This window comes from Vibrio sp. 2033 (assembly GCF_033339735.1).
The window spans coordinates 513,661-539,576 of record NZ_JAWOVC010000001.1; the positions used below are offsets into that span (position 1 = coordinate 513,661).

At 44.5% G+C, this 25,916-nt stretch carries 26 protein-coding genes; 15 read left to right on the top strand and 11 right to left on the bottom strand.

Annotation, left to right across the window (positions count from 1 at the left end; genetic code table 11):
• Positions 1 to 7 precede the first annotated feature (7 nt).
• Positions 8 to 679, bottom strand: coding sequence for a phage shock protein PspA (pspA, locus tag R7P74_RS02275; protein ID WP_005378119.1), 672 nt, complete (start codon positions 677 to 679; stop codon positions 8 to 10).
• Between the two features lie 232 nt (positions 680 to 911).
• Here pspA and pspF point away from each other — a divergent pair, with 232 nt between their 5' ends.
• The 6 genes from pspF (at position 912) to R7P74_RS02305 (ending at position 7,363) form a co-directional block, all read left to right on the top strand.
• Entirely contained in the window at positions 912 to 1,919 is a 1,008-nt protein-coding gene (pspF, locus tag R7P74_RS02280; RefSeq protein ID WP_213973312.1) for a phage shock protein operon transcriptional activator, read from the top strand.
• A 205-nt stretch (positions 1,920 to 2,124) separates the two neighbouring features.
• The gene (gene sapA / locus R7P74_RS02285) at positions 2,125 to 3,744 is read left to right on the top strand and encodes an ABC transporter substrate-binding protein SapA (protein ID WP_213973313.1); all 1,620 of its coding nucleotides are present in this window, start codon (positions 2,125 to 2,127) and stop codon (positions 3,742 to 3,744) included.
• Positions 3,744 to 4,706: an ABC transporter permease gene (locus R7P74_RS02290; protein WP_005378122.1), complete on the top strand. Its 963-nt coding sequence runs from the start codon at positions 3,744 to 3,746 to the stop codon at positions 4,704 to 4,706. The genes sapA and R7P74_RS02290 overlap by 1 nt, the downstream gene beginning before the upstream one ends.
• The gene (locus R7P74_RS02295; RefSeq protein ID WP_005378123.1) at positions 4,693 to 5,580 is read left to right on the top strand and encodes an ABC transporter permease subunit; all 888 of its coding nucleotides are present in this window, start codon (positions 4,693 to 4,695) and stop codon (positions 5,578 to 5,580) included. Before R7P74_RS02290 ends, R7P74_RS02295 begins: the two co-directional genes overlap by 14 nt.
• Complete coding sequence (locus tag R7P74_RS02300) at positions 5,580 to 6,575, top strand: peptide ABC transporter ATP-binding protein (RefSeq protein ID WP_005378126.1); 996 nt, start codon at positions 5,580 to 5,582, stop codon at positions 6,573 to 6,575. The genes R7P74_RS02295 and R7P74_RS02300 overlap by 1 nt, the downstream gene beginning before the upstream one ends.
• Positions 6,572 to 7,363 carry a peptide ABC transporter ATP-binding protein gene (locus tag R7P74_RS02305; RefSeq protein WP_268979496.1) on the top strand — a complete coding sequence of 264 codons (792 nt, stop codon included), beginning with the start codon at positions 6,572 to 6,574 and terminating at the stop codon, positions 7,361 to 7,363. Before R7P74_RS02300 ends, R7P74_RS02305 begins: the two co-directional genes overlap by 4 nt.
• Before the next feature lie 82 nt (positions 7,364 to 7,445).
• Here the strand turns inward: R7P74_RS02305 and R7P74_RS02310 are convergent, their stop codons facing one another.
• On the bottom strand, positions 7,446 to 7,835 hold the full coding sequence (locus R7P74_RS02310) for a DUF2750 domain-containing protein (RefSeq protein ID WP_005378129.1): 390 nt from the start codon (positions 7,833 to 7,835) through the stop codon (positions 7,446 to 7,448).
• Positions 7,836 to 7,903: 68 nt separating this feature from the next.
• Positions 7,904 to 8,809, bottom strand: coding sequence for a manganese-dependent inorganic pyrophosphatase (locus R7P74_RS02315; RefSeq protein WP_318122634.1), 906 nt, complete (start codon positions 8,807 to 8,809; stop codon positions 7,904 to 7,906).
• Positions 8,810 to 8,995: 186 nt separating this feature from the next.
• On the opposite strand from R7P74_RS02315, the gene R7P74_RS02320 reads away from it, so the two are divergent.
• Positions 8,996 to 10,210, top strand: coding sequence for a putative manganese transporter (locus R7P74_RS02320; RefSeq protein WP_318122636.1), 1,215 nt, complete (start codon positions 8,996 to 8,998; stop codon positions 10,208 to 10,210).
• Between the two features lie 76 nt (positions 10,211 to 10,286).
• Here R7P74_RS02320 and R7P74_RS02325 read toward each other — a convergent pair whose 3' ends face one another.
• From R7P74_RS02325 to torE, 4 genes are all read right to left on the bottom strand, one after another.
• Positions 10,287 to 12,026 (bottom strand): glycoside hydrolase family 36 protein, encoded by a 1,740-nt coding sequence (locus R7P74_RS02325; protein WP_318122638.1) that lies wholly within the window; start codon positions 12,024 to 12,026, stop codon positions 10,287 to 10,289.
• 198 nt (positions 12,027 to 12,224) lie between these two features.
• Positions 12,225 to 14,687 (bottom strand): trimethylamine-N-oxide reductase TorA, encoded by a 2,463-nt coding sequence (torA, locus tag R7P74_RS02330; RefSeq protein WP_041156583.1) that lies wholly within the window; start codon positions 14,685 to 14,687, stop codon positions 12,225 to 12,227.
• 26 nt (positions 14,688 to 14,713) lie between these two features.
• Complete coding sequence (gene torC, locus R7P74_RS02335) at positions 14,714 to 15,898, bottom strand: pentaheme c-type cytochrome TorC (protein WP_005378139.1); 1,185 nt, start codon at positions 15,896 to 15,898, stop codon at positions 14,714 to 14,716.
• A gap of 50 nt (positions 15,899 to 15,948) precedes the next feature.
• Entirely contained in the window at positions 15,949 to 16,128 is a 180-nt protein-coding gene (gene torE, locus R7P74_RS02340; protein ID WP_005378141.1) for a trimethylamine N-oxide reductase system protein TorE, read from the bottom strand.
• A gap of 462 nt (positions 16,129 to 16,590) precedes the next feature.
• On the opposite strand from torE, the gene R7P74_RS02345 reads away from it, so the two are divergent.
• Together R7P74_RS02345 and R7P74_RS02350 are read left to right on the top strand one after the other, a co-directional pair.
• Positions 16,591 to 17,403, top strand: coding sequence for an ABC transporter permease (locus R7P74_RS02345; protein ID WP_017634681.1), 813 nt, complete (start codon positions 16,591 to 16,593; stop codon positions 17,401 to 17,403).
• Positions 17,404 to 17,734: 331 nt separating this feature from the next.
• Positions 17,735 to 17,872: a hypothetical protein gene (locus R7P74_RS02350; RefSeq protein WP_005378145.1), complete on the top strand. Its 138-nt coding sequence runs from the start codon at positions 17,735 to 17,737 to the stop codon at positions 17,870 to 17,872.
• Between the two features lie 85 nt (positions 17,873 to 17,957).
• Here R7P74_RS02350 and focA read toward each other — a convergent pair whose 3' ends face one another.
• Entirely contained in the window at positions 17,958 to 18,818 is an 861-nt protein-coding gene (gene focA, locus R7P74_RS02355; RefSeq protein WP_005378146.1) for a formate transporter FocA, read from the bottom strand.
• 299 nt (positions 18,819 to 19,117) lie between these two features.
• Between focA and R7P74_RS02360 the strand changes: the two genes are divergently transcribed.
• On the top strand, positions 19,118 to 19,351 hold the full coding sequence (locus R7P74_RS02360; protein ID WP_005387662.1) for a TIGR02647 family protein: 234 nt from the start codon (positions 19,118 to 19,120) through the stop codon (positions 19,349 to 19,351).
• A gap of 43 nt (positions 19,352 to 19,394) precedes the next feature.
• Here the strand turns inward: R7P74_RS02360 and R7P74_RS02365 are convergent, their stop codons facing one another.
• Positions 19,395 to 19,841: a PACE efflux transporter gene (locus R7P74_RS02365; protein WP_005378150.1), complete on the bottom strand. Its 447-nt coding sequence runs from the start codon at positions 19,839 to 19,841 to the stop codon at positions 19,395 to 19,397.
• An 89-nt stretch (positions 19,842 to 19,930) separates the two neighbouring features.
• Here R7P74_RS02365 and R7P74_RS02370 point away from each other — a divergent pair, with 89 nt between their 5' ends.
• The 3 genes from R7P74_RS02370 to R7P74_RS02380 are packed head-to-tail and all read left to right on the top strand — an operon-like array spanning position 19,931 to position 22,290.
• Entirely contained in the window at positions 19,931 to 20,809 is an 879-nt protein-coding gene (locus R7P74_RS02370) for a LysR family transcriptional regulator (RefSeq protein WP_256901043.1), read from the top strand.
• Positions 20,810 to 20,827: 18 nt separating this feature from the next.
• Positions 20,828 to 21,655 (top strand): NAD-dependent epimerase/dehydratase family protein, encoded by an 828-nt coding sequence (locus tag R7P74_RS02375; protein WP_205390801.1) that lies wholly within the window; start codon positions 20,828 to 20,830, stop codon positions 21,653 to 21,655.
• On the top strand, positions 21,652 to 22,290 hold the full coding sequence (locus tag R7P74_RS02380) for a YdcF family protein (RefSeq protein ID WP_213893738.1): 639 nt from the start codon (positions 21,652 to 21,654) through the stop codon (positions 22,288 to 22,290). Before R7P74_RS02375 ends, R7P74_RS02380 begins: the two co-directional genes overlap by 4 nt.
• 61 nt (positions 22,291 to 22,351) lie before the next feature.
• Here R7P74_RS02380 and R7P74_RS02385 read toward each other — a convergent pair whose 3' ends face one another.
• Together R7P74_RS02385 and cysS are read right to left on the bottom strand one after the other, a co-directional pair.
• Complete coding sequence (locus R7P74_RS02385) at positions 22,352 to 22,930, bottom strand: thymidine kinase (protein ID WP_042522050.1); 579 nt, start codon at positions 22,928 to 22,930, stop codon at positions 22,352 to 22,354.
• 87 nt (positions 22,931 to 23,017) lie between these two features.
• On the bottom strand, positions 23,018 to 24,400 hold the full coding sequence (gene cysS / locus R7P74_RS02390) for a cysteine--tRNA ligase (RefSeq protein ID WP_005378155.1): 1,383 nt from the start codon (positions 24,398 to 24,400) through the stop codon (positions 23,018 to 23,020).
• Positions 24,401 to 24,602: 202 nt separating this feature from the next.
• Between cysS and R7P74_RS02395 the strand changes: the two genes are divergently transcribed.
• Positions 24,603 to 25,097 (top strand): peptidylprolyl isomerase, encoded by a 495-nt coding sequence (locus tag R7P74_RS02395; protein WP_005378156.1) that lies wholly within the window; start codon positions 24,603 to 24,605, stop codon positions 25,095 to 25,097.
• Between the two features lie 60 nt (positions 25,098 to 25,157).
• On the top strand, positions 25,158 to 25,895 hold the full coding sequence (gene lpxH, locus R7P74_RS02400) for a UDP-2,3-diacylglucosamine diphosphatase (RefSeq protein WP_005378157.1): 738 nt from the start codon (positions 25,158 to 25,160) through the stop codon (positions 25,893 to 25,895).
• Positions 25,896 to 25,916 lie beyond the last annotated feature (21 nt).

The following is a 25,916-nucleotide window of genomic DNA, read 5'->3' on the forward strand; positions in this document are numbered from 1 at the left end:
TCCTTTCTTATTTATCTTTCGATGACATCTGTTCTTTCAGTTTTGCCAACTCTTTTTCAATTTCGTCTTGTGCCTGCAACTCTGCAAACTCTTGTTCTAGCGATTTAGCATTACCAGTTTGAGCATACAGGTCTGCTTCCGCTTCCATTTCATCCACTTTACGTGAGTACTGCTCAAATTTCGCCATCGCTTCATTAGTGCGGCTAGTGTGCAGGTGTTTTTGCACATCACGACGGTTAGATGCAGTTTGGTTACGAATTGCTAGTGCTTGCTGTTTTGCGCGCGTTTCGGCAATTTTGCTTTCCAACTTACCAATCTCGCCAGTAAGCTTATCGATCGTTTCTTCCACTAAGGTTTGCTCAGTGTGGAGGCCTTTAATCACTTGCTCTAGCTTTTGCTTTTCAATTAACGCTGCACGAGCTAGATCTTCACGCTCTTTCACTAATGCTAAGCTCGCTTTTTGGCCCCATTCGCCAATTTGCTCTTCTAACGTTTCAACCTTACGAGCCAACTCTTTCTTGTCTGCAATCGCTTTAGCCGAGTTAGTACGCACTTCAACAAGTGTGTCTTCCATTTCTTGAATGATAAGACGGATCATTTTTTCAGGATCTTCCGCCTTGTCCAGTAATGCACTGATGTTTGAGTTAACGATATCTGCAAATCGAGAAAAAATACCCATAACGGAACTCCTCTTTTTTCCTATTAAAACTCGACAAGGTGGTGATTAACCTTGTGTCTCCCTGAATATATAACAAGTAACGTGCCAACTTATAATTTTCTTTTAAATCAGAGTGTTATTCATTTTGTTGTCGTTACACACTATTGTGCTATGATGTTTTTCACCAACTGTTGGTGAAATTTACCAACTCTATCCCTGAATCATGGCTCGGCTGTTAAATAAGAAGGATTTTATGAAGCAAAACCTGATTGGTGAATCACCTGCTTTTCTCGCTGTACTAGATAAAGTATCACAACTTGCACCCATTGAGCGCCCTGTCCTCATCATTGGTGAACGAGGTACGGGTAAAGAACTCATCGCTCAGCGTTTGCATTATTTATCAAGACGTTGGGATAAACCACTACTATCACTCAACTGTGCGACATTAAGCGAAGGGCTAATAGATTCCGAATTGTTTGGACATGAATCCGGCTCCTTCACGGGCTCTAAAGGTAAGCATAAAGGGCGTTTCGAGCGCGCCGAGGGCGGTACTTTGTTTCTTGACGAACTGGCAACCGCACCACTTTTAGTTCAAGAAAAGCTATTACGTGTCATTGAATATGGTGAATATGAACGAGTTGGCGGTCATACCGCTCTCAATGCGGATGTTCGACTTGTTTGTGCAACCAATGCCGACCTACCAAAGTTGGCAGAGCAAGGTGATTTTCGTGCAGATCTGCTCGACAGGCTAGCCTTCGATGTCATTATGTTACCCCCTCTTCGCGAGCGCAAAGAAGACATTCTCTCTTTAGCAGAGCACTACGCGATGAAAATGTGTCGTGAACTGCAACTGGAATACTTTGTCGGTTTTACCCCAAAAGCGCAGCAGTCGCTTATTGAATATGAATGGCCCGGTAACGTCCGCGAACTAAAAAACGTGATTGAACGTGCGATTTACCAACATGGTCTGAATGCTCACCCAATTGATGAACTGATTTTCAATCCTTTTGAAACAGTTTGGCTCAGCGCGCTTGGCCATAGTGCAACACAAGCAGAGCAACAAGAAGAGGAAGCATCAAGCAACACCATCCAATTCCCTCTAGACTATAAACAATGGCAAGAGGAACAAGATATCCATTTACTCAATCGTGCATTGGAAGAAGCCAAGTTTAATCAACGACAAGCAGCCGAGCTACTTGGCTTGAGCTATCACCAATTACGAGGGATGGTTAGAAAATATGGTTTGGTCGGACAAAGCTAACTTGACCGAGAGTACTCAATCAATACACGAGCTCGTGACTGCGCTCTAATTCGCATGCATTTATGGCATAACACCTTACAGTGTATGGATTTTATGTTTGGAGCGAGTTCACAAAGGTGATAAATTAGCGAGATCATTTTCGCTTGTTAGCTTTGAAAGAGTAAGATCAAACGAAACGAGCAAGATCCAATGAACATTTCATATTATGAATGCTTTTATAAGATTATCGCTGAGCCTTATTGGGATTAGCCTACTGACCGCTTGTGGCGATGAAATTGACCACAATGATATTCGCAAAGCTGGCTTTGTGTTTTGCGGACAAGGTAAGCCGACCACGTTTAACCCTCAGCTTATTGATAGCGGTATTACCGCAGAGGCTCTGAGCCCGCAGCTGTACGATACGCTGCTCACGCTCGATCCTAAATCACATCAGCCCGTGGCAAGCATCGCCGAGAGTTGGTCAGTAAATGAATCAGGGACGGAATACACGTTTAAGCTTAAACGTGGTGTTCAATTCCAAACCACGCCTTGGTTCACACCCACTCGCCCATTGAATGCAAAAGATGTGGTATTTAGCTTCAAGCGAATCATCGATGTAGACCATCCTTTTCACCAAGTAGGTGGTGGTTTTTATCCATGGTTTGCAGGGTTAGATTTTCAAAACCTACTCCAAGACGTGGTTGCAATAGATGAGTATACGGTAAGGTTTACGTTATCTCAGCCAAACTTTTCTTTCTTGGCCAATATTGCCACCAGCCATGCGGTTATCTTGTCTGCGGAGTATGGACAGCAATTGGCAGCAAAAGATCATAAAGAAGAAATCGACCAACTTCCTATCGGTACCGGCCCTTATCAATTAAAAGAGTACCAAGTGAACGACTTGATTCGATTAGAGCGTCATTCTAATTACTGGAAGTCACCAGCAAAAATGGAACAAGTGGTGTTCGATATCTCTCACAGAGGCACGGGTACATTAGCTAAACTTTTAAGAAACGAGTGTGACGTACTCTCTTCACCTATTTCGAGCCAAATACCTGTCATTCAAGAAAATGACAACCTTGAGCTGACGGCTACACCAGCTAACAACGTTTCCTTTATTGCGATAAACACAGAAACCACCGCGCTGAGTGATGCTCGAGTTCGCCAAGCTCTTAACTTAGCGATCAACCGTCAAAATATTTTAGATTCGGTTTACTACGGAACTGGCTCCCAAGCTTATACCTTGCTACCACCAAATTCATGGGCTTATCAAAAAGACAGCGTAAAAATTCGTTATGACCGGAATTATGCATTGGCACTACTTCGAGATGCAGGCTACGAAGACGGCCTAGAATTGACCATGTGGGTACCACTTGAACCACGTGCTTTTAACCCAAGCCCTCGCAAGACCGCAGAGCTAATCCAAGCGAATTTTGCCGATATTGGGGTTAAATTAACGCTACTGACCGATGATAGGTTTGAACGTGTGGATTTGGAGAACATCAACGATATCGATTTACTTTTAACAGGTTGGATTGGTGATACCGGGGATCCTGACAACTTTTTCCGCCCTTTATTATCTTGCGAGTCTGACCGCGTTGGCCTTAACGTATCCATGTGGTGTAACGATGACTTCGATTTCTTGCTCGATTTGGCGTTAGAAACTCAAGAACCGCGTTACCGTTTGAACCTATATCGCCAAGCACAGAACATTTTGAATCAAGAGTTCCCGGTTATTCCTCTGGCGCATGGCGTGCAGTTCCGTGTGCACGACAAATCGCTGACAGGCTTCAAATCAAGCCCTTTCAATGCCCAACCGTTTGATAGAGTTGAGAGAATTCACTGATGTTTTGGTATACCGTTCGACGCTTTAACCTATTTATCATCACTTTGATGATCCTTACATTAGTGGGCTTTTCTCTGCTACGCCTTGACCCTCTCTCGCACTGGGCAAACGTTGATTTTTGGTCTGGTTGGCAAACTTACTTAATCAACCTTTCTCAGCTTGATTTTGGCATAAGTAAAAACGGCAACGCGATTTATGACGAGCTCGCCGTTGTATTCCCAGCCACTTTGGAATTGTGTTTCTTTGCCTTTTTGGTGTCCCTTTTGATCGGTATTCCACTTGGAACCGTGGCTGGGATGAAGCAAGGTAAATGGCTCGATACCAGCATTTCATTCATGTCAATGTCTGGTTATTCCGCCCCAATCTTTTGGGTAGCTCTGCTACTTATCATGGTCTTTTCATTGGAATACCAACTATTTCCCGTTGCGGGACGGTATGATTTACTTTACGAAATTGATCATGTAACCGGGTTTGCCATTATCGACGCATTCATGGCGAAAGGCGAATACCGCGCTCACGCACTGCAAAGCGTTATTGAGCATATGGTACTGCCATGTTTGGTGCTCGCTTTGGCTCCAACCACCCAGGTTGTCGGACTAATGCGCTCCTCGGTAGCGGAAGTGATGAGCCAAAACTACATCCGTGCAGCGAGAATCAAAGGTCTTTCGAACCGCGAAATCGTAACTCAACATGTATTGCGGAATGCGATACCGCCTATCATTCCCAAAGTTGGTGTTCAACTTTCGAGTATGATTACCTTAGCTATCATCACGGAGTCTATTTTTAACTGGCCAGGTATTGGTCGTTGGCTTTTAGATGCGCTAGCAAGCCAAGACTATGCATCTATCCAAGCTGGCGTGATGGTACTTGCGACTTTGGTTCTTACCGCTAACATACTCTCGGATTTGATTGGCGCGATGATTAACCCTTTAGTTCGAAAGGAATGGTATGCTAACAAATAACGTTTATCAGGAAGAGCGCATTCCAACACAGTTTGAGCGTTTTTGGCGAAGCTACCGCGCCAACGGACTAGCCATGTTTGGCTTGTGGTGCTTGGTGTTTATCGTCCTTATTACCATTTTTGCCCCCCTACTTGCACCATTTGACGCCCAAGCACAGTCAGGTGAGTTGCTTGTGCCGCCATCATGGGCCCCAGCAGGAACGGTTGATTACTTTTTGGGGACCGATGACTTAGGTAGAGATATTCTTTCGCGCCTGATTATGGGCTCTCAGCTGACATTTGGCGCTGCTGTCGCCATCACCGCAATTGCTGCCGTTGTAGGCTGTTTAATTGGCGTATTGGCAGGTATGACGAAAGGCTTACTGTCGAGTACTCTCAACCACTTGCTCGATACCGTCATGTCGATCCCGTCGCTCTTATTAGCAATCATTTTTGTGGCATTTCTAGGCTTTGGTGGGTTCAATATTTTACTCGCAATCTGCTTGGCTTTGATTCCGCGTTTTATTCGCTCCGTTTATATCGCAGTCCACACCGAAGTTGAAAAAGACTACATAATGGCAGCACGCCTTGATGGCGCTAATGATTTCTACTTACTGTGGAGTTCAATTCTTCCTAACATTCTGACGGTCATTGCCGCTGAAATCACACTCGCGCTCTCTGCTGCGATTTTAGATATTACGGCACTGGGTTTTCTTGGCCTAGGCGCACAGGCCCCAAGCACCGAGTGGGGAGCAATATTAGGTGACTCTGTCGAGCTTATTTATATTGCACCTTGGACAGTGACCCTACCCGGCCTGACCATCATGTTTACTGTTATTACCCTAAACTTAGTAGGTGAAGGTGTACGTCAAGCGCTTAATGCGGGGATCGAATAATGCCGTTGTTAGATATTCGACATTTGACCATTGAGATCGAAACACCTCAAGGGTTGGTCAAAGCCGTTGACCGAATGAGCCTAACTTTGAACGAAGGCGAAATTCGTGGTCTTGTAGGTGAGTCTGGTTCAGGGAAAAGCTTAGTTGCAAAAGCGATTGTCGGGGTAAGTAAAGATAACTGGCGCATCACCGCAGACCGTATGCGCCTTGGCAATATTGACTTGCTTCAGCTTACACCAAAAGAGCGTCGGCGCGTCATTGCTCGTGATATTGCGATGATTTTCCAAGAACCTTCAACTTGTCTTGACCCTTCAGAGGAAGTCGGGCGTCAATTGATTGAATCCATTCCATCTCGCGCATTTGAAGGGAAATGGTGGGAGCGATTTAAATGGCGTAAAAAACAGGCCATCGCGCTTTTGCATAAAGTGGGTATTAAAGATCACAAGCGTTTAATGGGTAGCTACCCTTATGAACTGACTGATGGTGAGTGTCAAAAAGTCATGATTGCCATGGCGATAGCGACCAAACCAAAGTTGCTGATCGCAGATGAGCCAACCAACGACTTAGACCCGATTACTCAATCGCAAATTTTGCGTCTGTTGAGCCGCATGAACCAACTTAATAACACAACCATTTTGCTTATCGGCCACGACTTAGCGACCATAACACAGTGGGCAGGACGTATTACGGTAATGTATTGTGGTCAGTCGGTGGAGTCTGCCGATACCAGTAAAATCATTGCGGCACCCAAGCACCCGTACACCGATGCCTTGCTTAAAGCGATGCCTGACTTTAATGATTGGGTACCACACAAGCAAAAACTCCAATCCCTACCGGGCTCGATTCCGCCATTGCAGCATCTGCCTATCGGTTGTCGCCTCGGACCACGTTGCCCATATGCGCAGAAACAATGTGTAGAAATTCCACACACCAGACGAATTAAGAATCATAAATTTAACTGCCACTTTCCATTGAACACGGAGAAAAAGTCATGAGTGCGTTACTTGAAGTCGATAATTTATCGAAGCAATTTGTTACGCGCTCCCGTCTGTTCAAACGTCAGGTTAATGAGGCAGTTAAACCGGTAAGCTTTACTTTAGAGCCAGGACAAACTATTGGTTTTATTGGTCAAAACGGGTCAGGAAAATCCACACTAGCTCGTATGCTTGCTGGCGTTGTTGAACCAAGCTCCGGAGAGATCCGTGTGAATGGCGAACGATTGGAGCACAAAGATTACGCGACACGCTGCAAGCTCATCCGCATGATTTTCCAAGATCCAAACACATCGTTAAACCCACGAATCCAGATTGGTCGTATTTTAGAAGGTCCGCTAAAGCGAAATACCAACATGCCGCCAGATGCGCGCATGCAGCGTGTAAAGAACACCCTACTCCGCGTAGGATTGCTGCCTGAGCACGCCTATTTTTATCCACAAATGCTAGCTGCCGGTCAAAAACAGCGCGTGTGTTTGGCTCGTGCACTTATTCTTCAACCTTCCATCATTGTCGCTGATGAGGCGTTAAACGGTTTGGATATGGCAATGCGCTCGCAGATCATTAACTTATTCCTCGAGTTGCAAGAAGAGATGGGATTGTCATTTGTGTACGTGTCTCAGCATATTGGCATTGTTAAGCATATTACTGATAAAGTGATGGTGATGCATGAAGGTGAAGTGGTCGAGTTTGGCGAGACCAACCACGTACTGACTCATCCCGAGCATCCTATTACTCAACGACTAGTCGAAAGCCACTTTTATAAAGCGCCAAGCCATCAAACAAAATAGCTTATCAAAGATGTAATCGTGCAAATGTAAAGAAGCCTGCTTTAACGCAGGCTTCTTTATTGCATGGGTACTAATCAAAGAACTAACGGCGGCTCGCTTGTTTGCGCAGTTCAAAATCAAACTCGTCAGGAAACAATACGACCCCTTCTTCATTTTGATTTGGGAATACAACAATCGATAGCTCGTCATCCTCTAGACCAGAGGTCCAACGGCTGTGCCACTTGTTTAAAGAGATCGCCTCAGGCTCGCAATCTTCCCAATCACCATTCGCCCATTGCAAAGCAAATTCTTCGTTTGGCCATACTGGTACACAATCATCATCTTCTGTATTTAACATGACACAGCCATGTTCGTCTTTTAGAATCCAAACCTTACGATTCGCCACAATCTCTTTTACGCAGTACTTTAAACGTTGCTCTTCGTTGTAGCGATTAATGGTATCCATCTGCTCTTGGGTCAGCTGCTCAGACATATTCGTCTCCTATTTCCCATAGAAAAATGCCCGCAGCTAAGCGGGCATTTAAAGTATATGCTAGAAAATTAAGCTAGTTCAGTTTGAAGCCAAGGCCAACCTTGCTTCTTACGGCTTAGCGTGTTTTCCATCATTAGCATGTCGTCTTTTTCGTGCTTAACAAGCTTCTCAGCCCACTCACCTTTGTATAGAAGACGAGTTTGAGCAGTCGTGATGTCTGTTAGCATTACAGCAGCGAACGCTAGGTTATCTTTCTCACAACGAGATTCTAGGTCTGCTTCTAGTGCTTCGATCATACCGTCAACTTGCTCAAGAGTTGCAAGTTCAACCTGACCAACCACTACGTCACGACCGTTGAATGGGTAACCTTTAAGGTCTTTCTCAACAAGCTCAGCCGCTGATAGACCTTCGATGTTTGTTTTAGCAATTAGAAGATCTTTAGTGAACGCGTCAACATCTTGTACGTCTGCGATTGCCGCTAGTTCAGCAACGGCATCTTTGTCTTTTTGTGTACAAGTTGGAGAAGCAAAACCTACTGTGTCAGATAGAATTGCTGACATCATTAGCTTAGCAATTTGTGGAGTAATCGCGTGACCTTCAATCTTGAACATGTTGAATAGAACAGTGTTGGTACAACCAACAGGCCAGATCCATGCTTCCATTGGGTTTACTGTCATCACGTCACCTAGACGGTGGTGGTCAACAATACCCGCAATTTCAGCTTCTGCGATATCGTCTGGTGCTTGTGCTAGATCTGAGTAATCTACTAGCCAAACGGTCTCACCCGCAACTGATGTGCGAAGCTCAGGAACTTCAGCGCCAGCAACTTCTAGGATGTGCTGAGTTTCACGGTTGATTTCGCCTTGGCGAATTGGCATAGCTTCAACGCCACGCGCTTTTAGAAGTTCAGTTGCAACGAGTGCACTACAAATACTGTCACTGTCTGGGTTCTTATGACCTACAACTAGAATCATGTTTCTTCCTATTCAAGTCAATTTTATACGCCGCCTAATACAGTTAATTAGGGCGTGTTTGCTCACAAAGGCCGATACTTTACCTGATTTCAGAGAGTTTGACACGAAGAAAAGTTCACAATGCTATTGCGAATAAATCTCATTTACATATAATGATAATTATTCCTATTTGCATTTGAGTAAACGATGAACGCGACCCAATTATTACACTCTGCACAACAGTTGTTTCAGCCTACTCAGTTTCGTTTAGCTTATAAGCGATTGCTGATCCCTATCGTCATGCTCATTTTGCTAGGCAATGAAAATACACGTGACGTAGCCGTACAGACGCTATCCGACTCATTCTGGGCAGTGTCATGCTATGTTGCCGCCACATTGGCTATTTATCATTATCTTTCAAACTTTATGTCGAAAACCAATCGAATTACCGAGCTATATCATCGCTCGCGTAATCATCAGGTTTTCTTTGCTTCTTTGTTGGGTGCTTTGCCTGGCTGTGGTGGCGCTATTGTTGTGACAACGCAATTTATTAGTGGCCGAGTAGGATTTGGTGCGATTGTCGCGGTACTTACTTCAACAATGGGTGACGCTGCCTTTTTACTTCTTGCCGCCAAGCCAAGTGTTGGATTAGGCGTGGTTGGATTAGGCATTATCGTGGGTACTCTTTCAGGGTTAGCCGTTAATGCTTTTCATGCTGATAACTTTCTGCGCCCAGAACCAAAAGAACCACCTCAGACACATGCTTGCTGCCAACACCAGACAGACCGACACACGCCTCTTGAACAACGTGCAATCAATCTACAAGGCGCATTTTGGAAATGGCTTATTGTGCCTGCTAGTGTCGTTGCTGTGTTAATGTCTTTCCAAATAGATATTAATCAGTTGCTATCTTTGAAAGCCAACACCATTGAATGGCTGGGCGCTATCTTCGCGGTGATCACAATGTCGTTGTGGGCTATGACAAAAGAGCTCGGCGATTATCAGTCAACGGTCTCTGAAGATGAAAAAATTGTGGACTCGCATCCAATTCAAAAAGCGGCTCAAGACACAAACTTCGTCAGTGCTTGGGTGATCGTGGCGTTTCTGGCGTTTGAACTGACGACCTATTTTTCTGGACTCGACCTTGTAGAAACCTTTTCTCATTGGGGGATATGGATGCCATTAGCTGGCTTAGCCATTGGTATGCTACCTGGTTGTGGTCCGCAAATTTTAGTCACTAGCCTGTACATTTCTGGTGCAGCGCCACTTTCTGCGCAACTGGCCAATGCGATTTCTAACGATGGTGACGCCCTATTCCCCGCCATTGCAATGGCACCGAAAGCTGCTTTGGTCGCGACTATTTACTCGTCCATTCCTGCGTTTATTGTTGGATACGGGTATTACTTTTTATTCGAGTTCTAACGCTCAGAGCATCAAACGAGAAAGGAGCCGCAATAGGCTCCTTTCTTGATCTTGGTATTGGGCGATTTACTTCACGTTATGCTGTAACGATCGCTTTCGCATTGAGCCCTTTATCCACGCTCACCATTAACAACTGGCAAGGTTCTTGGTTTAGCTTTTCGCCTGTCCAGTAATCATACCAGTCCACCGGTTGATCAGACGTCAGCGTAAATTCCATCGCTCCGTAACTCGCATAATTAAACAAACAATGGAGGTCATTCTTCGTCGTTAGTTTTAAAAACGCGTGATTTAAACTCAAAGCGGTAAACTTTGCAGATTGCTGGTTACGTTGTTGACGTAACATGAGCTTAGCCAGTGTCTTCTTAGCAAACGGCGTAATCTCAGGGAGCGGGTCACCAGACAGCAGCAAACCACCACTCGCTAATAACACCGTGCGATGAAATTCATACTCTTCTCTGGATGCAGATTGATTAGCTAATGAAGTGAACGTGGCGCAATCCGGGTCAATTTGCCACAGTTTTCGGTGCTGCCAACTACGGTAAAAGGTTTCTTTGGCTATCTGTTCGAATCGACGACTATGACGCTCTACATCGTCAGAAACACGCATTGCATCCACAAGTCCCAGAGATGGCCACATTGGCGCGTTGCAACCTAAAAGCCACGCATCACCAGCGCCTTTAGCAATCGCTTCCATTCCTAAGCGATACGCCTCAACGCCTGTAATACCAGATTGTTTGCGAACACCTTTTAAGGTTCCCCAATAGTTAGCGTCTAGCTTGAACAACTCAACGCCCCACTCTTGTCTCATGACAGAGACCACATGCGTCAGATGGTCTTGCACTTCTGGGTTTGAGGTATCGAGTATGTACCAAGGCGTGCATCGCCAACCACCGTATGTGACATCTTCTGCTTTAAGTAAGCCACCATCCTTGTGGCGAACAAACCACTCTGGATGCTGTTTGAAGATCTCCGACTCAGGCTGTGCAATGAAAGGCGCCATCCAAATTGCCGGCTTTTTTCCTTTTGCACGGATATTATGAATGAGCTCTTTTACGCCACCAGAAAACTTATCTGATGGGGTTAACCAATCGCCCATAAAGGCTTGATAGCCATCATCCAGAAGTACCCACTCTAGGTCTTCGAGCTTATCTTGCATGCAATCCACGTTCTGCATGATGTTTTGCTCTGTCACGTCTGCGTAGTACGCGTACCACGAACACCAACCAACAGGCGCATCTTGTGTCACACCTTGGCGAACAGGATGATGCTTTGCAATCATCTCGCCATAGGTTTGATAAAGCTCGGACAGCGATTGACCACAGAGTACCGCCACGGATTCAAGTTGATTACTTTCCCAATCCGCCACTTGAGTCAACTCACCATCAATTGCGGCTGATAAAACCCAATGCCCATCACGCAGTACAACATCAAAATAGCCTGCAAAGCGATGACATGATGTGAAGCCAAATAATGTGTAGCCAGCCGAGCCTTCCACCACTAAATAGTTGTAATAACGCTTAGGGGCATCTTTAGGATAGATTCGATAAGAAGGATTATTGTCTGGGCAGCGACCAATATCAACGGGGTGATTGATCGTTCCCGCCGTTTGCGCCAACATTTGAAAACCATCCCCAATTACGTTGGCCTCGTGCTCGTACAAAAACGGCATTTCGAATAACACTTCATGGTCGGTAAAGGTTTTATTGTGAAGACCAGCAAAAGAAAAATGTAATTGATTACCCTCGACTTCAACTTGGAAGTCATTGTTATTCACAGTGATCTCAGTGTGATTTGCTAATTGAATGCTCTGAGCCATAAAGAGTCTACTCACTTAATTATTATTGTTTAGCTTGGCGCATTATCTCCTGCTTGTCTCACCCAATTCGTTACCATCATCACGAATACCAGTCTCGTTTAACGTTATGAAGTTACTATTGAGACAACGCTCACTGAAATTTTGATAAAAAAATACCAGCCCTGAGGCTGGTATTTGGATTTATGCAAACTGCACTAATTAAGCAACTTCGATCGGACCACCAAATGAAGTGACTGGCGGCACTTTACCTGTGAACTTCTCGAAGTCTACGATACATGTGTTCGCAGAAGTCGCCTGTGCAAGCTCAGAAGAACCGATGTCTTGCGTTAGCGTGTTAGGATCACCGTAGGTACAGATTGCGCCTTCTTTCTCGTTTAGAGGACCGTACCACGCACCTTCTTCGATACGAATAACGCCACGTGGGTAGCTGTCAGTCAAAACAGCACCAGCTAATAGCTGACCACGACCGTTGAATACACGTACCAAATCACCATCTTTGATGCCTTTTGCTTTGGCATCCGCTGGGTTGATGTAAACCGGCTCACGACCTTGTACCGCGTAAGTCGCGCGGAACTCTTCAGACTCACACATTTGAGAGTGCAGACGCTTATCAGGGTGGCAAGACTGCAACCAGAATGGGTATTTATCTGAACCAGGACCACCGTGTGAACGCTCTGATTTTTCGAACCACATTGGGTGCTCTTGACAGTGTTCGTAACCGTAACGGCCGATCTTACGAGACGTGATCTCGATGAAGCCAGACGGCGTACCTAGTGGATTCAGCTCAGGGTCTTTACGGAAGTCCGCATGACGAACCCAAGGTTTACCTTCACCGAAGTCTAGTACGCTCTTCTCCCAGAACTCGTTGAATTCTGGCATTTCAAACTTACCTTCGTTCGCTTTTTTACAATCGTTGTAAAGGCTTTCGATCCATTCCATCTCACTCATACCACGAGTGTATTCTTCGCGGCGACCAAAACGCTGAGTGAGTTCACTCATGATTTGGAAATCAGGCTTAGATTGGAACAATGGATCAACGAGGCGATGCATCGCAATCAGACCTTTGTTCGAGTATGAACCGTATACGTCGATGTCGTTACGTTCCCATTGCGTACACGCCGGTAGAACGATATCTGAGAAACGACATGTCGCAGTCCAAGCAAACTCGATCGTTACAACCGTTTGAAGTTTGCGGAACGCTTTCTTCATGCGGTTACGATCTTGATGGTGGTGCCATGGGTTACAACCCGAGATCACCATCATCTTGAAGTCTGGCAGTTTCACTTTACCGCCGTTGTAGTTGATCTCTTTGCCTGGCTCAAGCAGACAGTCGATCCAACGTGCAACTGGGATAGTACGGCTGTAACCGTTAAAGTCGTTGTTGTCCCACTTCGGCTTCATACCTTGGTCAAGGTTGCGAGGGAAACCACCAGGGCCAGCGAAACCAGTTGAAGGTACACCGATACTTGAGTAGTGGTGACCGTAAGAGATACCACCGCCAGGTAGACCGATTTGACCAACCATTGCAGCAACCACAGCCGCTGCCCAGTATGGCTGCTCACCGTGCTCTTGACGCTGGATACACCAACCCATCAGGATCTGTGTACGACCACTTACTAGCATACGCGCGAATTCGCGAATCTTGTCCGCTTTCACGCCACAGATAGCCGCAGCCCACTCTGGTGTTTTCTCTACTTTATCTTTTGTCTTACCTTGAACGTATTGAATGAACTCTTCAAAGCCTAGACAGTAAGTATCAATGAACTTCTTATCGTACAAATCTTCGTTGTACAGCACGTGCGCCACAGCAAGCATGAATGCTACGTCTGTCAGCGGGTTGATGTACAAGTGATCGTTCTCTAAGTAGCGCTGAGTCTTGTTCTTCACTGGGTCTACAGATAGAACGTTGATCTCACCTTTCGCTACTTTTTCTTTTAGTTGTGCTAGGTACTTGAACGACTCATGCGTTTCACAGTTCCAACCTACTTGAAGGTTTTTCACTGGGTCGTTAGCCCAGAGAACGATGTTGTCAGAGTTCTCTAGGATTTCAGACCAAGACGTACCTTGTGCGTAAACTTCGGTTGAACCAAGTACGTAAGGCATAATGGTTTGACCTGCACCCGTCGAGTAGTCACCTACTTTCGTGATGAAGTTGCCGTGCATACCTACTGCACGTTGCATGTGCGCGGTACAGTTGTTGAATGAACCTGTTTGGTTCCAACCCGTTTGACCTGCGTGTAGCGCCCATGGACCGTAGTCTTTTTGAATACGTTCTAGTTCGCGGTAGAACAAGTCTAGCGCTTCATCCCAAGTTACTCGAATGAAACGGTTGTTACCACGCGTATCTGCGCTGTATTTATGTTTCTTCAACCAATCTAGACGAACCATTGGGTAACGCACACGTGAAGGGCTGTAAATAATGCCCTTGATACCGTTCAACATTTCTGTTGGGTTTTTGTCTAGCTCTAGCGGCTTGATCTCTTGAACTTTACCCGCGTAGATGTGGGCGCGGAACGCGCCCCAGTGAGAACCGGTTACTTTCCAAGTACCTGTCGTCTCAACGGCATTTGCAGAGGCGGACGCCAATAAGCTAGGACCAATTACTGACGCTGCACTTGTGGTTGCTACACCTTTAAGAAAACTTCTTCGTGTAATAGCCATTTAAAATTACTCCAATCCGACGCTTATTAGTGGTGACCTTCAGCATAATCTGAAGAGTGTTTCTGTAGATACTTCAAGATCAGTGCTTCACTGTCTGTATCTAGGTTAACGAACGCCAACATACCGTCGAACATACCTGGCCAGGTGTTCGCGTCGAAGTGCGCTTCCGCAGGTTGAGTGTGACATACAGAACAATTGGTCTTGTAGGCTTCACGAGATTTTTCCCAAACAGGATTGATGTCGTTCAGCATAGACTCTTTCTTAATCCATACTTTCGCCGCTACTTTTTCCCAAGGAAGGCCTGTTAGCTCATCCACTTTTTTCTCACCAGTCGTCACAATGTTGCTGTCTGTTGCTGCTTCTTTCATCAGAGACGCAGTCGCAATGTTCTTACCGAAGTCTTCTTGAATTACACGACCAAAACCTTTTGCTTTGCGCCAACCGTCAATTTCGATCTCAACAAACTCGCCTTTGTCTTCAAGAACTTTAACGGTCGATGCAGGATTAAGAAGACCAGCTTCTTTACTGCCTTGCGCATCAAAGTAAATTGGTAGGTGACGAACGCTCACGAGTTGCTGACCAACGCCGTAATCCGTGTTAGAAGTCATACCCTCTAGATCACCCACGATACCGCCAATGCTGTCCATGCCTGCTGGTAGGTTGTGCGCAATACCCTTGTGACAGTCAACACAGCTTTGATCTTTCTCAGCGGCTTGCTTCATTTGGATACGAGCCGTAGGAGACATTTGCTCGAAATCCATCGATTCATAGTTGTGACAGTTTTTACACTCCAGAGATTTGTTTGCCGAGAAACGATCCCATTCGTGTTTAGCAAGTTCGATACGACGCTCTTCGAACACACCCGGTTCGTCGTAGTTGCCAAATACTTGTGCAAATACTTCTTTAGAAGCTTGCATCTTACGAGCGATCTTATCTGTCCAGTTATGTGGAACGTGACAATCAGGACAGGTAGCACGAACACCAGAGTGGTTTTTCCAGTGCACCGTTTCTTGTAGCTCAACGTATACGTTGTCACGCATTGTGTGACAACTAATACAGAATTCTTCTGTGTTGGTTGCTTCTAGAGCGGTGTTAAAGCCACCCCAAAAGATAACACCAGCAATAAAGCCGCCCATAGTCAGCACACCTAGGCTGATATGTACAGCTGGGCGCGTCATGGTACGCCACAGTTTAATGATTAATGATTTCATTATTTGCTCTCTTAAAATCTTTTCAAAAGTGTGGTTATGAGCGCACTGGCTTACATGCCGTGTGCGCCTGGAGGCCCAAAGAAGAAGACTTGCAACATCCAAACGATGAACCCGTAGCCGCCAACAAAGGCCACACTCAGAATTGGGAAGAGAACAACTGCAATGAAGAGGAACGACTTCCACTCCAGGGAGCGTTTTTCACCACTCTCAATTTTATTAACATCACTCATACATTTGCCTATTTTGTATCTAGTGTTATTGAAAAGCCCGCGTAACCAAGCTTAAGTTTTTTACAATCTCTAATGGAAAATGTTAGACCATACTAATAGTAGGGTTCAATCAAATAAGCGACCTCAGACCTTGTAATTCAACACTTTTTTGAGCTCATCCAGAGATATGATGGATTGATGTTATTTATTAAAAAACATGAACAGATGTGACAAAATAAGTCTTTTAAGGAGTTGTTAAATAACCAACATTTAAGAAACATCGATCACATTTAAATCGTAATTACCATGCCATAAATCGACTTAAAAACTCCGAAAAAGATAACCGTTTGTAAACAAAATGCTGCGTATTAATGTCGAAAATAGCACTCAAGATTTACTTTAAGAACAGCAAAAAGTGCACGTAGTGGTTCATATAAAGGAGAGGCTTAGATACAATTATTCGCGTACTTTCAAGGAGCGATTATGGATAACGTGGTGGATATAAGCTGGGTCAAACTGGCACTGTTTGGTTTGATTTTATTGGTCCCCTTTTTTATCAATGCCCGCTACAAATTAGGGATAGCAAAAGACACGATAATCAGTGTTATCCGAATGACACTTCAGCTCATATTGATTGGCGTGTATTTAGAATATCTTTTTCAATTAAACAGCTTACTTGTCAATATACTTTGGCTTGCCATCATGCTACTGATTGGTGCCAGCTCAATTGCGGGAAAAGCTCACTTACCTAAAAAGCCACTTATGCTTCCGCTACTAACGGGCCTTACCTGTGGTCTAATACCACTTCTGATAGCAATTACAGCAGGCTTAGTGCAACCATCCCCTATTTACAATGCGCAGTACATGATCCCACTTGCTGGTATGTTATTGGGTAACAGCTTGAGTAGTAATATCATCGCTCTTCAGAATTTGTTTACGGCTTTTGAGCAGAGACAAGCAGAATATGAGGCTGCAATCTCACTTGGAGCCTCTCCTCGCTACGCATCCTTCCCCTTCATTCAAGAGGCTCTTAGAAAGTCCCTTGCCCCGACTTTAGCTTCTATGGCCACTACAGGACTGGTTACCTTACCGGGTATGATGACCGGTCAAATTCTAGGTGGCGCGAGCCCGATGGTTGCGATTAAATACCAGTTAGTAATTATGCTGGCTATTTTCGTCATGTTGAGTGCCTCCGTAACCATAACGTTAGAAATGACATTGCGCTGGGTACAAACCAAAGAAGGCCGAATCAAGATAAAAATCGAGCAACCCGAATCGACCAAAACTCACGGTTAGTTGGCGCTTGTGGGTAAAGCCCGTTAAACAACTTATGGTGCCAAGTCGAACGTACTCTTCGAGCACTCATCAAGACGCTTTCAGATGAAAAGTCAGGCAGAATTCTTTTTGATATAAGCCTCTAATTTTATGAAATTTTCTTTGCAAGTTTAGATACGCACGACCTTTGATACAGGTTATCCACAGAAAATGTGGATAAGCCCCCAAAACCCATACGCAACCAGAAACATAGCAACATAAGTGATCAATCGAATCGTCATGCATTGATCACGTGACTGACATGTTCTAATTTTATAGTAAAGGCAGTGACCACAAACTTGGAGAGACGTACATGGATGTCTTAATGATCAAAGAAAATTACGATGAACTCCTGTCCGATGCACCTCTGGATTGGCTCGTTCAAGAACCAAAGGAAGTAACTTCTCATTGGCTCCCAACTGATTTTGGCATCAACGAAGAGTTGATTTAGCATGACTCGACTTATTTGACATTTGCAGAGACAAATAAAAAGAAAGGCGAACCATCTGGTTCGCCTTTCTTGTGATCTTCTAAACTTATCGCAAATGGTTATCTTCATCGCGTAGATAAATCATCCAATACCACATGCCAACAAATACGCCACCACCAATAATGTTTCCTATCGTAACAGGAATTAGGTTGTTTACGATGAACCCCATCATGTTTAAGTCCGCGTAGTTTGCAATATCTGCCCCTGTCATTTGCCAAAACGCTTCTGGCGCAAAGTACTTAATACCAATCGCCATAGGTACTTGGAACATGTTCGCAATACAGTGCTCAAAACCTGCCGACACGAACATAGCCACAGGCAAAATCATGACCGCTATTTTATCTGTCAATGTTCGCCCACTAAACGTCATCCAAACTGCAATACAAACTAATACGTTACACATAATGCCAAGCGCAACAGCAGCAAAGAAACCATGATGTAATTTGTGTTGGGAGATCGCCATCGCGTTAAGACCAACTTGGCCATGATCAAACATATATTGCTTGGTAACTAGCATACAGGCCACGAGCAAAATGGCCCCAACCATATTGCCAAAGTAAACCACCAACCAGTTTTTGATAAGTGCTTGCCAAGAGATTTTTCCACTCGCACGCGCAACTAGTGTCAGCACAGAGCTAGTGAAAAGCTCGCCGCCAGTAACCACCACCAAAATCAAACCAAGGCTAAATGCCAGACCACCAATGAGTCGTGTAATGCCCCAAGGCAGCTCGCCTGCGCCTGTCGTTACCGTGGTATAGAAGATGAAAGCAATACCAATATGAAGCCCCGCAGAAATGGCGAGCAGAAAAGATTTGATTGGAGCTTTCGTTGCTTTGCCTACCCCCACTTCAGCCGCGCGTTCCGCAGCTTGTGGCGGTAATAGTGAGTCAAACTGATTAAAGTTCATTCTGGCGTAACATTTAGAAACATTTAAAGAGGCGCGGATAATCGCTCTATTTCCCTATTTTTTCAAGTGCTATTTGGCGTGTTTACTAAAATCGTTGTTATTGGGAGAACAAGCAATAAATGGCGCCTATCATTCGCTACCGTAAGTATCATTGATACTTAACAAGTATTCGGCCTTTCGAACAAAGATCCTGCGTTATATCAGCCTGATAGCGCCATACTTAACACTTCTTGTCGTTGAATGTTGCCCAACGCTACTTTTCAGACTAGCTTGGTAAAAAAAGCGCAAAGGAATCATTTATGAAATATTCAGCTGAACATATCGCCGAATTGAATCTACTTCTTCAGTTCGACCTAAGTAGTGCTGCAACTGGTATTAAAGTTCATACAGACGCGTCAGAAGAAATGCAGGCAGCCGTTGCTCGTCTATATAAGAAGCAACTTTGTACACAGCCTGACGGTGGTTATCTCACAGACGAAGGCATTGAAGTTGCAGAACATGCAGATAAGATTTTAAGAGTTTTGTCTGTGTAATTTGAACAAAAAACGCCACCGAACTCGGTGGCGTTTTTTAGTCCTATATTTTTCCTGTCGATGCCTGTGGCAATAATCGCTTTTTCATTTTGCTAAATGGTTGAACCTTGTCATACAACCAGTTAAAACCAGTGGCATAAAATAGGAAGAAAACGAGGAAGCCGGCTTCCAGCATCAGAGCTTGAAGAAGTGTAATTTCTAAGAACCAGGCAATCACAGGTAGAGAGATAAAGATCAATCCTCCCTCGAAACCAACAGTGTGTCCAAGCCGCATCGCTAAACTTCGCTCAGCTCGATTGCCACCAAACCACTTATCAAAATACAAGTTGTAGATGTAGTTCCATATCACGGTATACATGCTCAACCCGACCCCAACCAACGCGAGATCACTAGAACCCTTTCCAGTGATCAATGAAGCCGCTGGTACAATAATCGCGAGTGCGATTAACTCAAAAAGTACTGCATGAAAAATTCGTTCGTTACGAGTCATATTTCTCTGTCCAAATAGTTCTACTCAATGCTTAGAATTTTATCTACTATTTAGATAACCAAAAGTTAGATACCATCGGTTTAAGCGATATGTTTACCATCGAACAACTGCAAGCTTTCATTGCTACATCAGAAGCAGGATCATTTTCAGGAGCAGCTAGAAAACTGGGGCGAGCTCAATCTGTAGTGAGCCAGCACATCATGAATATGGAGATCGACTGTGGCGTTGAGCTTTTCGATCGATCAGGCAGGTACCCTAAATTAACTGAGAATGGCCTCGCGCTCATACCTTATGCACAAGCAACAATCAGCCAACTCGACCGCCTAAACAATAGGGCATCACAGCTCTTTTCCACGCCAACGAACAAATTAGTCTTAGCTATTGATGAAGGGATTCCTCTGACTCGCTTGCCGGATGTGCTAAAGAAGTTAGAGCAACGCTTTCCACACTTACAAGTTGAATGCTTAACGGCATCAAGCCCTGATATCATTGAATTGGTTAAGTCGGAACGCGCCACGACTGGGATTATTTTGAGTGATTTACAAATGCCAAGGCACATCGATTTCACCAATCTTGGCAATATTGCATTTGATGTCTATGTCTCTTCAACACATCCTTTAGCAAAGCAGCAAATCACTCACATTGATCAATTAAAACAACATCGTCAATTGGTCATACGATCCAAAAGTGCAGAGCCATGTGGTCTCAATCAAGCATTTAGCCCAGATATCTGGTACGCTGATAACTACTATATTTTGTTGGAATTGGCGAATAAAGGGTTTGGTTGGTGCTTTCTACCACAGCATTTAGTCGCGTATTCACCTAATACATTAAAAAAAGTTGGGGATGATTTCACAAAACTGGCTTGGCAAGTCAATGTTGACCTTATTCAGCACCAGAAATGGCATTCAGATCCCCTCCATCAACAAGCCAAAGCAGAACTGCTCAACCTATTCGGGCAGACATAAGTAAGTAGGAAGACCCAAATGGCAAATACATTGATCGTAGGTGCAGGCTGGCTCGGAACTCCGCTAGCAGAAACATTGATGAAAGATGGACACTATGTTGTCGTCACTCGTCGTAGCCAAACTCGATTAAAAGAGTTACCCACCTCATTAACTCACTCCGCATTGTTCGATTTCAATCAATTGAACGCCACAGCACGGCTAGATGAACTGCTCAAACAGCATCAAATTACGCACGTTATCGGCGCTTTTCCTCCAGGATTTCGTAAAGGACGCGGTCAAGAATATGCCCAGCAATGGCAAATACTTGCCAACGCAGCTAAGCAAAACAACGTTGAAAAACTTCTCATGATCAGCTCTACCACGGTTTACCCTAACCTTGCTTCCGATATGGAAGAAGCTGACGCGTCAATCTCTTTAGCAGCCGAAAGCCCTTATTTCTCTGACAATGCACGTATTATGCTTCAAGCAGAGCAGCATGTTATCGACTCGAATATTAACTTTGTTATTCTACGTTGTAGCGGATTAATCGGGCCAGATAGACACCCATCTCGCTTTGCAGCAAGGCTTCAACAAGTTAGTCGTAAAGCACCAGCTAATATGCTTCATCAAGATGATGCTGTCTCGGCTGCGAAATTTGCCTTAGGCAATTTAAGCAACCAAGTCATTAACGTTACGACACCTCATACTGTCAGCAAGGCTGAGTTCTACCAAGCTGCCATAAACAAAATCGGAAGTGAGATACCTCTTCCACCCGTCACAGAGCAAGCTGACAAGCGTATTCTTGCTGACAAACTACTCTCACTTGGTTATCGATTTCACTTCAATTCAACTTTGGATGCGCTATGAGGCTCTATAGACATATAGAAACGCTTTGGGATTACATGCAACTCAAACATGAACTGAAACCTGCGGACTGTTTGTTTGTGATGTGCAGTAATGATGTGCGTGTAGCGGAGCACGCTGCCAAGCTCTACCACCAAAAGTTGGCACCTTTGATTGTATTTTCAGGGGGTGAAGGTCGCTTCACAGATGGACTGTTTGAAAAAAGCGAGGCAGAAACCTTTGCCGAGATTGCAAAGTTGTCGGGCGTTCCAAGTGAAGCAATTTTGCTCGAGACTGAATCCTCAAACAGTGGAGAAAATGTTCGCTTTACTGAGCAACGATTAAAAGAGGAAGGAAAACAGTGTTCCTCGTTTATTCTGGTACAAAAACCGTTTATGGAGCGTAGAGCAATCGCGACATTTGAAAAACAGTGGCAGTCACCCTACACTCAGCTCCAAGTAAGCTCTGCGGCTCTTCCATTTTTTGAGTACATTAATGAAGACATGCCATTAATGATGGTGCTAGAAGCACTAATGGAAGATTTCTCTCGCGTAAAAAGCTATCCAGAGAAAGGATTTCAAACCGAGCAGAACATCCCTCATCAAGTTGAATCTTCTTACAAGGCTTTACTCGAGCGATTTGGTTTTGATTTAGTCTAGCTTTTTCTAACCGACAAACAAAAAGCCACCAAGTTCGGTGGCTTTTCTGTATCAATACGGCTTATTTACCGAGCGCTTCTTTGTAATGTTGGCGGCATACGGAGACATACTTATCGTTACCGCCGATCGCAACTTGATCGCCTTCTTTAATTGCCACGCCGTGTTCATCGGTACGAATAACCATATTCGCTTTGCGGCCGCAATGGCAGATTGTTTTGAGCTCAACCAACTTGTCTGCCCAAGATAATAGATACTTACTGCCTTCAAAAAGTTCGCCTAGAAAATCGGTGCGAAGGCCGTAACACAATACTGGAATATGCAACTTATCAACGACTTCAGTAAGTTGATAAACTTGTTCTTTCGACAAGAACTGACACTCATCAACAAGAATACAGTGACGTTTTTCAACCTCATTCAGATCTGCGATCTCTTGATACAAATTGGTATCCTGACGAAATAAATGTGCGTCAGATTGAAGACCAATACGAGAGCTCACTTTACCGACACCAAAACGATCATCTAGCGCAGCCGTAAAAATAACTGGCGTCATGCCGCGTTCTTGATAGTTGAAAGAGGATTGAAGAAGCGTTGTTGATTTACCCGCATTCATTGCTGAGTAATAGAAATACATCTGAGCCACAGAGCATTACCTAAAGTTAAAGTTTTAATTTATGGAAATGGAAAATAAAAGGGCTGAATTATCAGCCCTTTAAAAATGAAAATTCAATTACTTACGACGCCACGTTGTGCCTTCTGGACCATCTTCCAGAACAATGCCCATTTCGGTCAGCTTGTCACGAGCCATATCTGCATTCGCCCAATCTTTCGCAGCACGAGAGTCGTTACGCAGCTTGATCAGAGCTTCAATTTCAGCCACTTCATCATCGTTACCCGCATCACCTTTTAGGAAGGCTTCAGGATCTTGGTGAAGAATACCGATCACGTCAGCCAGTTCACGCATTAGCGCACCGAGTTCGCTCGCTTTCTCTAGGTTTTCTGTCTTCAGACGGTTAACTTCTCGCGCCATGTCGAACAGTACTGAATAAGCTTCTGGTGTGTTGAAGTCATCGTTCATCGCTGCAGTGAAGCGAGATACGTATTCTTCACCACCAGCAGGCGCCGCGTTTAGGTCTAAACCACGTAGAGATGTGTACAGGCGCTCAAGCGAAGCACGTGCTTGGTTTAGGTTATCTTCGCTGTAGTTTAACTGGCTACGGTAGTGACCAGACATTAGGAAGTAACGCACTGTTTCAGCATCGTAGTGACCAAGAACGTCACGGATAGTAAAGAAGTTACCTAGAGATTTAGACATCTTCTCACGGTCTACCATTACCATGCCGCTGTGCATCCATGTGTTCACGTATTGTGTATCGTGTGCACAGCATGATTGCGCGATTTCATTTTCATGGTGTGGGAACTGAAGATCAGAACCACCGCCGTGAATGTCGAAGTGGTTACCTAGGATTGAAGAGTTCATAGCAGAACATTCAATGTGCCAGCCTGGACGACCTGGCCCCCATGGTGACTCCCACGTTGGTTCACCCGGCTTAGACATCTTCCAAAGTACAAAGTCTAGAGGGCTGCGTTTTGCTGTTTCGATATCAACGCGCGCGCCAGCTTGAAGCTGATCAAGGTCTTGCTTAGAAAGCTTGCCGTATTCGTTGAATTTACCTACTTCAAACATTACGTCACCGTTATCTGCAACGTATGCAAAACCGCGCTCGATTAGCTTCTCAACCAATTCGATGATTTCAGCAATAAACTGTGTCGCACGAGGTTCAACGTCCGGACGTTTCATGTTCAGCGCATCAAAATCAGCGTGCATTTCACCAATCAAACGCTCAGTCAATGAATCGCAAGACTCACCATTTTCTGCGGCACGTTTGATGATCTTATCGTCGATATCTGTGATGTTACGTACAAACGTCAGATCATAGCCCAAGTAGCGAAGGTAACGTGATACAACGTCAAAAGAGACGAAAGTACGACCGTGACCAATGTGACAGAGATCGTAGATGGTAACTCCACAGACATACATACCGACTTTGCCAGCTGTAATTGGTTTGAATTCCTCTTTCTGTCTTGTGAGTGTGTTATATATCTTTAACATGATCTCTATCTATGATTGTGAATGAATAAAAGAAGATGAGTATATCAACTCCAACCTAGTTAGGTAATAGCAATTAACCGATAAAACGATAATCGGCTAAACTTCAAGCACAAAACGAAGAATTTCCTCTTCCTGAGTTTTTAAAGCACTAGAACTTAGGCTAGAATCTCGGGCTCAACACAACACAGTAAAGGAAAGTAGCATGATCACCCTTCACACTAATTTTGGTGACATCAAGATTCAACTAAACGAAGAGAAAGCGCCAGAGACAAGCGCAAACTTCCTTCAGTACTGCCGCGACGGTTTCTACGACAACACGCTTTTCCACCGTGTTATTGACGGCTTCATGATCCAAGGTGGTGGTATGGAGTCTGGTCTACGTGAAAAAGCGACTCGTGCACCTATCAAGAACGAAGCAAACAACGGCCTAAGCAACAAAGTGGGTACACTTGCTATGGCACGTACTATGGAGCCGCATTCAGCAAGCTCTCAGTTCTTCATCAACGTAAACAACAACACATTCCTAGACTTCCGTAGCGAAAGCCTAGACGGTTGGGGTTACTGTGTGTTCGGTGAAGTAATCGAAGGCATGGACATCGTAAATAAGATCAAAGGCGTTAGCACTGGTTCTTACGGCATGCACCAAGACGTACCTCTAGAAGACGTAGTAATCACTGGTACAACAATTGAAGAGTAATTCTTAGGAATTATTTTTAAAAGATAAGTTAATGGGGAGGCATAGCTTCCCCTTATTTCTATGACGACATTATTTATTTCCGATCTTCACCTTACCCCATCACGTCCTGATATCACGGAATGTTTTGTGACGTTCATGCGAACAGAAGCAACAAAAGCTGATGCACTTTATGTACTCGGCGATCTGTTTGAGTTCTGGATTGGTGACGATGACAACACCCCTTTTGCAGACCAAATCCGTGCAGAATTTAAAGCACTGACGGATGCGGGTGTGCCAACTTTTTTCATCCAAGGCAATCGAGATTTTTTACTCGGCAAACGCTTTTGCAAAGAAACCGGTATGACATTACTCGACGATGTCTGCACGATTGATCTTTATGGTCAAAAAGCCGTAATCCTACATGGCGATACGCTCTGCATTGACGATGTGAAATACCAAGAGTTTAGAAAAACCGTTCACAAGCCATGGCTACAATGGTTGTTTAACCGTATTCCTTGGTTCATTAAGAAGAAAATTGTCTCAAAAGTTCAATCCGATATTCGTGATGATAAAATGAGCAAGTCATTAGATATCATGGACGTTAACCAAAATGAGGTCGAGAAAGTGATGTCTCAGAACTGCGTCAACATAATGATTCATGGTCACACACATCGCCCGAACACACATTTTTTTGACGTCGATGGCATTAAAAAGACCCGAATTGTTTTAGGGGATTGGTATACGCAAGGCTCAGTTTTAAAAGTAAATTCTGATAGTTTTGACCTGCAAACGAGACCGTTCATACAGAATTTGCGTTAAGCATGTAGAGCGTGTAGAAGA

Coding starts and splice junctions, on each gene's coding strand:
- R7P74_RS02290 (WP_005378122.1), top strand. CDS start 3,744: ATGTTTTGGTATACCGTTCGACGCTTTAACCTATTTATCATCACTTTG.
- R7P74_RS02295 (WP_005378123.1), top strand. CDS start 4,693: ATGCTAACAAATAACGTTTATCAGGAAGAGCGCATTCCAACACAGTTT.
- R7P74_RS02380 (WP_213893738.1), top strand. CDS start 21,652: ATGAGGCTCTATAGACATATAGAAACGCTTTGGGATTACATGCAACTC.
- R7P74_RS02360 (WP_005387662.1), top strand. CDS start 19,118: ATGAAATATTCAGCTGAACATATCGCCGAATTGAATCTACTTCTTCAG.
- R7P74_RS02375 (WP_205390801.1), top strand. CDS start 20,828: ATGGCAAATACATTGATCGTAGGTGCAGGCTGGCTCGGAACTCCGCTA.
- pspA (WP_005378119.1), bottom strand. CDS start 679: ATGGGTATTTTTTCTCGATTTGCAGATATCGTTAACTCAAACATCAGT.
- focA (WP_005378146.1), bottom strand. CDS start 18,818: ATGAACTTTAATCAGTTTGACTCACTATTACCGCCACAAGCTGCGGAA.
- R7P74_RS02315 (WP_318122634.1), bottom strand. CDS start 8,809: ATGATTCTAGTTGTAGGTCATAAGAACCCAGACAGTGACAGTATTTGT.
- sapA (WP_213973313.1), top strand. CDS start 2,125: ATGAATGCTTTTATAAGATTATCGCTGAGCCTTATTGGGATTAGCCTA.
- cysS (WP_005378155.1), bottom strand. CDS start 24,400: ATGTTAAAGATATATAACACACTCACAAGACAGAAAGAGGAATTCAAA.
- R7P74_RS02310 (WP_005378129.1), bottom strand. CDS start 7,835: ATGTCTGAGCAGCTGACCCAAGAGCAGATGGATACCATTAATCGCTAC.
- R7P74_RS02320 (WP_318122636.1), top strand. CDS start 8,996: ATGAACGCGACCCAATTATTACACTCTGCACAACAGTTGTTTCAGCCT.
- torC (WP_005378139.1), bottom strand. CDS start 15,898: ATGAAATCATTAATCATTAAACTGTGGCGTACCATGACGCGCCCAGCT.
- R7P74_RS02365 (WP_005378150.1), bottom strand. CDS start 19,841: ATGACTCGTAACGAACGAATTTTTCATGCAGTACTTTTTGAGTTAATC.
- R7P74_RS02370 (WP_256901043.1), top strand. CDS start 19,931: ATGTTTACCATCGAACAACTGCAAGCTTTCATTGCTACATCAGAAGCA.
- R7P74_RS02305 (WP_268979496.1), top strand. CDS start 6,572: ATGAGTGCGTTACTTGAAGTCGATAATTTATCGAAGCAATTTGTTACG.
- pspF (WP_213973312.1), top strand. CDS start 912: ATGAAGCAAAACCTGATTGGTGAATCACCTGCTTTTCTCGCTGTACTA.
- R7P74_RS02395 (WP_005378156.1), top strand. CDS start 24,603: ATGATCACCCTTCACACTAATTTTGGTGACATCAAGATTCAACTAAAC.
- R7P74_RS02350 (WP_005378145.1), top strand. CDS start 17,735: ATGGATGTCTTAATGATCAAAGAAAATTACGATGAACTCCTGTCCGAT.
- torE (WP_005378141.1), bottom strand. CDS start 16,128: ATGAGTGATGTTAATAAAATTGAGAGTGGTGAAAAACGCTCCCTGGAG.
- R7P74_RS02300 (WP_005378126.1), top strand. CDS start 5,580: ATGCCGTTGTTAGATATTCGACATTTGACCATTGAGATCGAAACACCT.
- lpxH (WP_005378157.1), top strand. CDS start 25,158: ATGACGACATTATTTATTTCCGATCTTCACCTTACCCCATCACGTCCT.
- R7P74_RS02345 (WP_017634681.1), top strand. CDS start 16,591: ATGGATAACGTGGTGGATATAAGCTGGGTCAAACTGGCACTGTTTGGT.
- R7P74_RS02325 (WP_318122638.1), bottom strand. CDS start 12,026: ATGGCTCAGAGCATTCAATTAGCAAATCACACTGAGATCACTGTGAAT.
- torA (WP_041156583.1), bottom strand. CDS start 14,687: ATGGCTATTACACGAAGAAGTTTTCTTAAAGGTGTAGCAACCACAAGT.